This window comes from Sphingopyxis sp. (assembly GCF_036402335.1).
GTDB lineage: Bacteria > Pseudomonadota > Alphaproteobacteria > Sphingomonadales > Sphingomonadaceae > Sphingopyxis.
The window spans coordinates 1-9,560 of sequence record NZ_DASWTD010000149.1 but is presented as its reverse complement, the minus strand read 5'-3'; the positions used below and the strand labels follow the sequence as shown (position 1 = coordinate 9,560).

The following is a 9,560-nucleotide window of genomic DNA, read 5'->3' as shown; positions in this document are numbered from 1 at the left end:
CGCACGGCGGGAACGCCATGTGAAACCATCTTCCACTATACCGTCTCCACATTTTCGCTTCCGCATACATGTCTCTTCGAAAGGCCGGAAGCATCCGGCGGCACGAGAGAGGTCGATTCGGTCGCGGGGTGGCTCAACTCCTCTTTTCAATACAGCAAATCTGCTATAAGAAATAGTCATGGCTAGCTTATCGCCTTTCATCCCCGTTCAGCCACCCCGGTCGGCGGACTGGATGCCCGCATGGCGCGGTTTTTACGGCGAACGGCTGCGCAATACGGTCTATGGCATTGCCGAGCCCGCTTTCGACGTCGCAATTCGCACGCGCAGGATTCTGGGTATCAAGGTGCATATCTTGATGAATCCGCCTGCGGTGGAACGGGTATTGCTGACCAATAAAGCCAATTATCTGCGCCCGCGGCTGGCGCAGCGCCTGCTTTCGCCGCTGGTCGGCAACGGGTTGCTCAGCGCCGAGGGAGAAGATTGGCGAACGCAGCGGCGGATCGTTGCGCCGACCTTCGCGCCTGCCGCGGTCGCCAATATGGCCGAGACGATGGTGCGTTGCACGATCGACAATATGGCAAAATGGCCAAAGGGGAATGCACGCATCGACATTGCCGCCGAGGCGACCGACGCGACGATGGCGATCATCGCCCACAGCCTGTTCGCGGGGGACTCCAGGCTGGTCGACCCCCAGGCGGCGTACTATATCGGCCAGATGCTGGCGGCGGCCGGGCAGGCGCGTTTCATGACGCTGCTCGGCTTGCAGGATTGGGATCCGAGCGCGACCATGCGGCGCGCGCGCAGGTCGCGCGACTGGCTGCGGAAAACGCTGACCGAGGTCGTCCGCGACCGCGGCCCCGACGGTGGCGGCGATGATTTTTTCGGTGGCCTGATCCGGGCGCTGGGCGAACAATATGCTCCCGAACAGGCCGCGACCCTTGCGGCTGACAATGCGATCACTTTCTATGTCGCAGGGCACGAGACCACCGCAAACGCCTTGGCGTGGACGATGTACTGCCTCGCCGCCCAGCCCGAACTTCAGGAAGAGGCGCGGGACGAGGCGGTGGCGGCGATGGCGTATCCGGCCGCCGAACGATTTGAGCGGCTGACACTGCTGAAGCAGATTTTCGAAGAAACGATGCGGCTCTATCCGCCGGCGCCGCGGTTCGATCGCGAAGCCGAGGCGCCCGACGAACTCGCGGGGACGCCGATCGCCAAGGGCGACCTCGTTTCGATCTGGCCATGGATCATTCACCGGCATCGCGCACTATGGGACGATCCCGATCGCTTTGACCATCGCCGCTTCGCGCCCGAGCATCGCGCGGGGTTGCACCGGTTTCAATATCTTCCCTTCGGAGGCGGGCCGCGCGTATGCGTCGGCGCGCGCTTCGCGACGATGGAAGCGCTGCTCATTATGGCGCAGTGGCTGAGCGCGCGGCGCTTCGCCCTGCCTGCAGGCTTTACACCCGATCCCGTGGGCAGCGTGACCTTGCGGCCGAGGGGCGGGATGCCGTTGTTCGTGAGCCCCGTTTGACCCGCCAGGTCGACCCCCAAAGTCAACCGGGGCCGGATCGTGCCATGACCGGGAACGCGATCCCGCGCAGCCTGATGGTCTGGGGGCTGAGCCTGATCGTCGTGTTGGGGGCATTCCTGTTTTTCGCATATGGAATCGGCTGGCCGACGACGCCCGATCGGTGCGTCTCCCATGGCTGCTACTGCGAGCATTTCAACCTTGCCGACGTTCTCGCGGGAGCGAAGGGAGTACGTCAGCCGGTCAATAGCTGGTCCAACCTCTATGCGATCGGTACCAGCCTGTTCGTCGCCTGGCAGATGGCCCGGGACCGCCGCGGGCCGGTCGCGCCCAATGTCATATCCTCGGCGAACCCGATCGCCGATCTCTATGTTTTTGTCGTATTGTTCCTGGGCCTCGGGAGCATGTGGATGCATGGTTCGATTGCGCGTGACGTCTCGTGGATCGACGGCCTGTCCATGTATACCTTTACGGTCTACCTGATCTTCTACACCCTCGACCGGGGGCTGGCACGCATCGATGCCGGCAATGCAACCCGCCGCAGGATTTTCTGGATCGGCTATCCGCTGACCTGCGCAGCATTTGCCACCGTGGCTGCTGCCGGCGTGGATTCGGTCATCCTGATCGTCATAACCGTTATGGTCTATTTCATGCTCGAATTCGGTTTTGCGGGTTTCCTCGTCGATCGCCGCGCGCGGCGCTACTGGATCGCAGGAATCGTTGCGATCGCGCTTGCGACGATATTCTGGACGCTGTCGCAAACCGGCGGACCATTGTGCAATCCCTTCAGCTGGTTCCAGCCGCATGGCCTGCTGTGGCACATATTGGCGGGCGTCACGGCGGTCATGATGTATCTGTACTGGCGAAGGGAAAATGCCGTGCCGGTGGGGCCGGCGTGACCGTCCGGGGACTGGGCCGTAGCGGAGGCAGGGCCAGGCCGTGAACTGGATGCTGCTTTCCGGGGCGCTGGTCGCCATCGTCGTGATGACGCTGACCGCACGCTGGCTCGGACTTGGCATCGAACCGCATATCGCGGACCCGGAGCATGCGCGCCGTCTCGCTCACGAGGCGCATTTCGGATTTCAGCCGGTCGATATTGCGATCTCGCAAGATGGTATCGCTGCGCTGTTGCTTGGGCAGGATGACCGCCTGATGATAATCCGGCGGCATGGTAATCATTTCGTGGCGCGTCTGATCGGACCGCCTGTTTCCTGTCGCCTGGACCGGCAGAAGCTTATTCTGTCCTCCGGCGAGAATATGTTCGGTGAGGTCGTACTCGATCTGGGCGATCAGGGCAGGTCATGGGCCGATAAAATCCGCCGAATGGAGGAGAAGTGCGGTGCCTGATCTGCCCGATCCTATTGCCTATGCGGTTCCCGTCTTCATCGGGATGGTGCTGACCGACATGGTGCTTGCCCGTTTGCAAGACCGCGCGCGCTACAACGTCAAGGATACATGGACATCGCTGGCGCTCGGGCTGGGCAGTTTGGTGGCCGGAGCATTGACAAGCGGTGCGGTCGTGGCGCTCGGGCTGTGGGGCCAGCAACATACGCCCTTCGTCATTCCGTATAGCTGGTGGGCCTGGTTGCTTGCGTTCCTGCTCTATGACCTGGCCTTTTATTTTGCCCACCGCGCATCGCACCGCATTCGCTGGATGTGGGCGAGCCATGTGATCCACCATAGCAGCCAGCATTATAATCTTTCGACCGCGTTGCGTCAGAGCTGGACCGGGTTGATCAGCCTCGGCTTTGTCTTTTTCCTGCCGCTGTTCCTGATGGGGTTTCCGCCCGCGATGCTGGTTTTCGTGGGTGGACTCAACACGGTCTATCAATTCTGGATCCACGCCGAGTCGGTGCGTCGCATGCCGTCGTGGTTCGAATATATTATGAATACGCCGTCGCACCATCGTGTCCATCACGCGACCAATCCGCGCTATCTCGACAAGAACTACGCCGGGGTATTCATCATATGGGACCGGCTGTTCGGGACTTTTGCAAACGAATTGGATGACGAGGTCCCCCGCTACGGCATCGTTCGGAATCTGGGCAGCTTCAACCTCCTGTGGGCGGCGTTTCATGAATGGATCGCAATGGCCAAGGATGCATGGGACGCGCCGGGGCTGAAAAACAAGATTGCCTATCTGGTGGCCCCGCCCGGCTGGAGCCATGACGGTTCGCGCGATACGAGCGAGGCCATCTTCGCGCGCTGGGCAACCCGAATTCACGCCGATGAACCATTGCGCGACGATCCTGCCATGGGACAACGGATGCCGGCGCCTGTCAGGGCCGTTGCGGTCGAAACGACCGCACCGGGCCGCGCCGGTAGGCAGCGCCCGGCAACCTGAATCTTCAACGCCGGACGCTTGCCTTTCCTTCCGGACTGCGCGTCATCGAGAGTCGTCGAGCAGAATGAATCTCAGAATCCGGGCGGTCTTCGCGAAGACTTCATCTCCGGATATCCGGTCTTCTTCTTCTATCATTTGAAGCGCCGCATATCCGAGCTCGATCATCAGCCGGATACGGTGCCAAAGTTCCTTCTCGGGCAGGTCGGGCATCAAGTTGCGCAAGGCTTCCGCCTGGACATTGGTCACGAGGCGATGTGACTCTACGCGAATATGTATCAGTTTAGGCGACGCATGAAGTGCACGCGCAATCCAGGCGCCGCCTGGTTCGGACGCGGTCGCATATGCCGTTTCACGAAGAATTTCTTCGAGATTGTCCAGGAGGCACTCGATACCTTGCGAGGCATATTTATCGAGCCACCCGAAGAGCAGTTCATTCTGCTTTTCCATCAGGCGCATGGCCAGGGCCTCGATTACGGCATGCTTGTCATTGAAATATCTATAGAGCGTGGGCGGGCTTACCTCGGCTCTCGCGCATATCATGTTTGTAGAAATATCTTCCAGGCCAACTTCTGAAAGAAGATGCCCGGCGACATTCAAAAGATGTTGGCGTGTATAAATAGCTCGATCCTGCTTGGGCTGTCGGACCGATCTCTTCTTGTGTATACTATGTGCTTTGGAAATCTTATTCAATTCTTTTCCTAATAGATCGATTTCCTGCGACCACCGGCCGGTTGGCTGATGAACGCGGAACTGATCCTCCTTGATCGCGGGCTCAAGCGGTTCCGGTCGCCGACCGTGCAAGATTTGGGCGACTAAGGGAAGTGTCATTGCAAACTATGCAATAATTCATCTCCAGGCCTCCGGCCCGCTATTCGATCATTAGTTCGACAAGTCTCTCAGTTCGTGCCCGTATATCGCGCGCGGGGCCGGATGATCGTACCGGCCGAGGCCTGCTCCATGACATGCGCCACCCAGCCGACCGTTCGGGCGATGGCAAACAGGCCGAAACCTGATCGCGGTGGCAAGCTGTGCCGCCGCGCGATCGCAAGCAGCGCGAAATCGATGTTGGGCGGCAGTTCAAGCATATCCCCGACCGCGTCCCGCAGCGTGACAAGCTCGTCGTCCGGCTCGATATGCGCCAGCAAGGCGCGCGCTCGCGGGTCGCCGTAGGGATAGAGGGGGTGGCCAAATCCGGGCAGTCCGCGTCCGGTCGCAAGCCAGCGTTCGATCGCGGCATCGGCACCCATATTGATCGCCTCGGCGAGGAATGATTCCAGCGCCGCGCCGGCGCCGCCATGTTTCGGCCCCGACAGGGTCGCCAGCCCGGCAAGGACGCAGGCGGGCATTCCGGCGCCCGTCGAAGCCGCGACGCGCACCGCGAACGTCGACGGGTTGAGCTCATGATCGGCGAGCAGGATCAGCGTCTGCCGGATCAGCTCCTCACCTGCGGTGTCGAGGTTCCACGCCGCGGAAAGCCGCTTATGGATCGAGCCTGTCCCGGCGGCGCCGAACGCCGATGCCATGGTCGCAACACATATCGCGCCTTCGTTCACCAGCTTCGCGGCCGGCCTGCCAAGGAGCGAGCGCGCGGTTCCGGCGAGCGCCGCGAGTGCGCGAAACGGATCGCCGCCGCTGGGGACCTCCGGAAAGACGACAGCATCCGGCTGCTCCCACAGCAACGCCGCGACCTCCTCCAGCCGCATGCGCGCGGCGAGGGCGGTCGCGGGTTGGCCGCGATAGATTAATTCGCCGTGGCTGACCGTCGCAATGGCAGTGGGGATCACGGGTTCGCCCCATGCCAGCGTACTCGCCGCGACCGATGTCTGGCGGCGCCCGCGGGCGCGCCGGTCGGCCAATGCGAGAATATCGTCGCCGCGATAGAGGCTGCACCGCGGATCAGCGGGATCGGCTCGCCTCTCGATCCGACCCCGGCTGACATAGGCATAGAGTGTCTGGGACCGGACGCCGAGCTTCGCCAGGACCTCTTCGCGGGTCATCCATTCACGCATGATTGATTCACTTGATCAAGATTGATTCGGGATGTCGAAGGGATCATCTCGCTCTTCGCCAGTCAAGGAGCGAGTGACATGAACAATGGTCTTGAGGATGTCGTGGCGGCCGAAACGATCCTGTCGGATGTGCGCGGGGCCGAAGGAGAACTGATCATCCGCGGACATCCGCTTTCGGCGTTGGCGGGGCGCTGGACGTTCGAACAGACCGCGCATCTCCTGTTCACCGGCTTCTTCGACGATTTGCCCGACGCCGCCGAATTCGCCGCAAAGTTGGGTGCAGCGCGCGTCGATGTGTTCGAAAGGACGCTGAAGCTGCTCGCGCCAATGTCGAAACTGCCCGCCTATGATGGCATGCGCGCCGCGATGGCGATGCTGCCCGACGGCACGGCGCTGCCCGACGCGCTGCGCCTGCTCGCGGCCCCGGCGGTGCTTCTTCCCGCCCTGATCCGGCTTCAGCAGGGCGGTGAACCCATCGCGCCTGCGACCGGTTCGGGCCACGCCGACGACGTGATCCGCATGTCGGGCCGATCGGGCGGCGCAAAAGCACTCGACACCTATCTCGTTACCGTGAGCGACCATGGCCTCAACGCCTCGACCTTCGCCGCGCGCGTGGTCGCTTCCACCCAGGCGGGGCTGACCTCCTCGGTTCTTGCAGGGCTCGGTGCACTCAAGGGCCCGCTGCATGGCGGAGCACCCGGTCCGGTCATCGACATGCTCGACGCCATCGCGGAGGAGGGCGACAGCGCGCTCTGGATCGAACGCGCGCTCGACGACGGCGAGCGGTTGATGGGCTTTGGCCATCGCATCTATCGCACGCGCGATCCGCGCGCCGACGCGCTCAAGGCCGCGCTTCGGTCGTTCGGGGGTGTCGATGCAAGGCTGCGCTTCGCCGAGAGCGTCGAACAGGCTGCGCTCGAAGCGCTTCATCGCCGCAAACCTGGCCGTGTGCTCGAAACCAATGTCGAATTCTATACGGCATTGCTGCTCGAGGCGGCGGGTTTCCCGAGGGAGGTGTTCACTGCTGTTTTTGCCATGGGCCGCGTCGCGGGCTGGCTGGCGCATGCCCGCGAACAGGCGCTGACCGGCAGGCTGATCCGGCCCGCGTCCCGCTATGTCGAGCCCTTGGCGAAGAACGCAGCCTGAAGGTAATTCCTCGCTTTATCCTGGCGACCGACGATCAGCGGTGCCGGGTTGATATAGAGATCGTGACGGTTCGCTCAGCGCTTCGATCGCAGCGGTCAACGGCAACAGCGCCGCAGCACAAGCGGTCGCAGATGCTGCGCTATCCCGCAGCGGAGGGAATAAGTTCAATGCGGCACGCGTATGCGCTGCATGACCAAGGCTTTCTCCACCCTTCCTCCTTTGGCCTCCCTGTGTCGGCCGCAGACCGAGCCGCTGCGCGTCGCCCTGTTTTCGGGAAATTACGACTGTGTGCGCGATGGCGCCAACCGCGCGCTGAACCGGTTGGTTGCTTTCCTGCTCGATCAGGCAGGTGCAGAGGTGCGTATCTACTCGCCGGTCGCGCCGCAAAAGGCGTTCGCATCGGTTGGCGATATCGTCCCGGTGCGGTCCGCGTGCATTCCCGGCCGCCCCGAATACCGTCTTGCGCTCGGCCTCACCCGCGCTGCACTCGGGAATCTGCAAGCGTTCGCCCCAGACGTCATCCATCTGTCGGCACCCGATATCCTTGGTCGGCAGGCGCAGAACTACGCGCGCGCAGCCGCTATTCCCGTGGTGGCGAGCCTGCACACGCGTTTCGAGACCTATCTCGACTATTATCGCCTCGGCCTGTTGCGCGGCCCCGTCGATCGCTATCTTGCGCGCTTTTACGGTGATGCCGATCATATTCTGGCGCCGACGCCGCTGATCCGCGACGAACTGGCGGCGCAATTCGGCGCCGAGAATGTGTCGATATGGTCGCGCGGGGTGGACCGCACGATGTTCGGCCCGGCACGGCGCAGCCAGGCTTTCCGGCAGCGTATGGGCTATGCGACGGGGGATTTGGTTCCGCTATTCTTCGGCCGCCTCGTCCTCGAAAAGGGGCTTGGCGTCTTTGCCGAGACGATCGCACGGTTGCGCGAGCGCGGCCACATGGTTCGCCCGATCGTGATCGGCGAGGGGCCGGCACGCGACTGGCTCGCGCGGCGGCTTCCCAACGTGACTTTCCTCGGCTTCCTCGACGGCGCGGCACTCGGCGAAGCCATCGCAAGCGCTGATATCCTGATCAATCCCAGCATCACCGAGGCGTTCGGAAACGTCAATCTGGAGGCGATGGCGTCGGGACTCGCGGTCGTGTCGGCCAATGTCGACAGCGCCTCGGCCCTCATCGAGCATGGCCGCACGGGACTGCTCGTGTCGCCGCTCGATCCCGGCGCCTATGCCGCCGCCGTCGCGTCGTTGATCGAACAGCCCGTGCGTCGCCACCTGCTTGGAAAAGCCGCGGCCGAGACCGCGGACCACTATCGCTGGCATGCGGTACTGACCGACGTGGTGCGCATTTATGAGCGGCTGGCGGGGCGAGATGCGGCCTTGCCTTATGCGGCGCTCGACCGACAATGCGCGGCATGAAGATCCGTTGGAGAAAAACCGGCGGCCTTGCCGACGATGTAGTGGCGATGCGCCGCTATGCGCGGTCGCTGGCACGCGATCGCGATGACGCCGACGATGTGGTGCAGGACGCACTCGTTCGCGCGATCGAGCGTCAGGCCACCTATCAGGAGGGTCGCGACCGTCGGCGCTGGCTGCTCGCTATCGTTCACAATGTCTTTATTTCGGGAACGCGGCGCGCGGCAGCGGAGGCGCGTCGCAACGACCGCTTCGCCGAGACGCAGGTCGCGCATTCCGATGCTTCGCAGGAGCATCATGCGCGGCTCGGCGAGATTGCGCGAAGCTTCGCCGCGCTGCCCGAATATCACCGCGCCGTGCTTCACCTGACGGCAATCGAGGGTTTGAGTTATCAGGAGTGCGCCGACGTGCTCGGCGTGCCGGTGGGAACGATCATGTCGCGAATAGCGCGGGCGCGCGCGGCATTGAGGCAACAGGACGAGCAGCAAGCCGAACCGGCGCTGCGTATCGTGGGAGGACGGGATGGCAGCCACACCGAGTGATCAGGAAATCGACGCCTATGTCGACGGGCAGCTCGATACCGAGGGACGCTTTGCCGTCGAGGATTATCTGCGCCAGCATCCCGATCTCGCCGCGCGCGTGTTGGGCGATCTGGGCACGCGGAGTGCGCTGCAACTGCTCGCGCATGACAGCGATCCGCTATCGCCCGGATTGCGCGAAGCCATGCGGGGTGGTTCGTCCGCAGCGGGCTCGCGCTGGCGGCGTTGGGCGCCGGCGGCGGGATTATCGGCAACCGGGATCGCGGCGGCGCTGCTGGTGATATTCCAGGGGCCGCCCGGTTACGTCGAGGATGCGCTGACGTCGCATGTGGTGGCGGGCATGCGCGCCGACATGGCCTCCCAACTCGAGGCGCCAAAGTTCGATGCGCGCGAAATCCGGCGCGCGACCAGAATTTCGGTCCCGCAAGTCCCGGCCGACTGGAAGGTCACCGACGTGCAGCTGTTCCCGACCGAACGCGGGCCGGCGCTGGTGATGGCGCACATGACCGGCGAAGGCGACCAACTGTCGCTCTTTGCCAAGCGCGGACGCGAAGGGGCGCCCGAACGGC

The 9,560-nt window shown here is 63.2% G+C and carries 10 protein-coding genes; 8 read left to right on the top strand and 2 right to left on the bottom strand.

Annotation, left to right across the window (positions count from 1 at the left end):
- Positions 1 to 178: 178 nt before the first annotated feature.
- From VGD20_RS04600 to VGD20_RS04585, 4 genes are read left to right on the top strand one after another with little or no spacing between them, the layout of a single operon-like run.
- On the top strand, positions 179 to 1,534 hold the full coding sequence (locus VGD20_RS04600) for a cytochrome P450 (RefSeq protein ID WP_331133320.1): 1,356 nt from the start codon (positions 179 to 181) through the stop codon (positions 1,532 to 1,534).
- A gap of 44 nt (positions 1,535 to 1,578) precedes the next feature.
- Entirely contained in the window at positions 1,579 to 2,430 is an 852-nt protein-coding gene (locus tag VGD20_RS04595) for a ceramidase domain-containing protein (RefSeq protein WP_331133319.1), read from the top strand.
- 40 nt (positions 2,431 to 2,470) lie between these two features.
- The gene (locus tag VGD20_RS04590; RefSeq protein WP_331133318.1) at positions 2,471 to 2,878 is read left to right on the top strand and encodes a hypothetical protein; all 408 of its coding nucleotides are present in this window, start codon (positions 2,471 to 2,473) and stop codon (positions 2,876 to 2,878) included.
- Positions 2,871 to 3,875 carry a sterol desaturase family protein gene (locus VGD20_RS04585; protein ID WP_331133317.1) on the top strand — a complete coding sequence of 335 codons (1,005 nt, stop codon included), beginning with the start codon at positions 2,871 to 2,873 and terminating at the stop codon, positions 3,873 to 3,875. The genes VGD20_RS04590 and VGD20_RS04585 overlap by 8 nt, the downstream gene beginning before the upstream one ends.
- 42 nt (positions 3,876 to 3,917) lie before the next feature.
- Here the strand turns inward: VGD20_RS04585 and VGD20_RS04580 are convergent, their stop codons facing one another.
- Positions 3,918 to 4,703 (bottom strand): TetR/AcrR family transcriptional regulator, encoded by a 786-nt coding sequence (locus VGD20_RS04580; protein ID WP_331133316.1) that lies wholly within the window; start codon positions 4,701 to 4,703, stop codon positions 3,918 to 3,920.
- 68 nt (positions 4,704 to 4,771) lie between these two features.
- The gene (locus VGD20_RS04575; protein ID WP_331133315.1) at positions 4,772 to 5,884 is read right to left on the bottom strand and encodes a citrate synthase; all 1,113 of its coding nucleotides are present in this window, start codon (positions 5,882 to 5,884) and stop codon (positions 4,772 to 4,774) included.
- A 78-nt stretch (positions 5,885 to 5,962) separates the two neighbouring features.
- Here VGD20_RS04575 and VGD20_RS04570 point away from each other — a divergent pair, with 78 nt between their 5' ends.
- From VGD20_RS04570 to VGD20_RS04555, 4 genes are all read left to right on the top strand, one after another.
- The gene (locus tag VGD20_RS04570) at positions 5,963 to 7,030 is read left to right on the top strand and encodes a citrate synthase/methylcitrate synthase (RefSeq protein ID WP_331133314.1); all 1,068 of its coding nucleotides are present in this window, start codon (positions 5,963 to 5,965) and stop codon (positions 7,028 to 7,030) included.
- 189 nt (positions 7,031 to 7,219) lie between these two features.
- Entirely contained in the window at positions 7,220 to 8,455 is a 1,236-nt protein-coding gene (locus VGD20_RS04565; RefSeq protein WP_331133313.1) for a glycosyltransferase family 1 protein, read from the top strand.
- Complete coding sequence (locus tag VGD20_RS04560; protein WP_331133312.1) at positions 8,452 to 8,994, top strand: sigma-70 family RNA polymerase sigma factor; 543 nt, start codon at positions 8,452 to 8,454, stop codon at positions 8,992 to 8,994. Before VGD20_RS04565 ends, VGD20_RS04560 begins: the two co-directional genes overlap by 4 nt.
- Positions 8,975 to 9,560: anti-sigma factor (locus VGD20_RS04555; RefSeq protein ID WP_331133311.1), on the top strand; the 586-nt coding region annotated here is incomplete at its 3' end. The genes VGD20_RS04560 and VGD20_RS04555, both read left to right, overlap by 20 nt.

Bases quoted from the DNA above. Each gene is read 5' to 3' on its own strand.
- VGD20_RS04600 (WP_331133320.1), top strand. From the start codon at position 179: ATGGCTAGCTTATCGCCTTTCATCCCCGTTCAGCCACCCCGGTCGGCG.
- VGD20_RS04595 (WP_331133319.1), top strand. From the start codon at position 1,579: ATGACCGGGAACGCGATCCCGCGCAGCCTGATGGTCTGGGGGCTGAGC.
- VGD20_RS04580 (WP_331133316.1), bottom strand. From the start codon at position 4,703: ATGACACTTCCCTTAGTCGCCCAAATCTTGCACGGTCGGCGACCGGAA.
- VGD20_RS04575 (WP_331133315.1), bottom strand. From the start codon at position 5,884: ATGCGTGAATGGATGACCCGCGAAGAGGTCCTGGCGAAGCTCGGCGTC.
- VGD20_RS04570 (WP_331133314.1), top strand. From the start codon at position 5,963: ATGAACAATGGTCTTGAGGATGTCGTGGCGGCCGAAACGATCCTGTCG.
- VGD20_RS04565 (WP_331133313.1), top strand. From the start codon at position 7,220: ATGACCAAGGCTTTCTCCACCCTTCCTCCTTTGGCCTCCCTGTGTCGG.
- VGD20_RS04560 (WP_331133312.1), top strand. From the start codon at position 8,452: ATGAAGATCCGTTGGAGAAAAACCGGCGGCCTTGCCGACGATGTAGTG.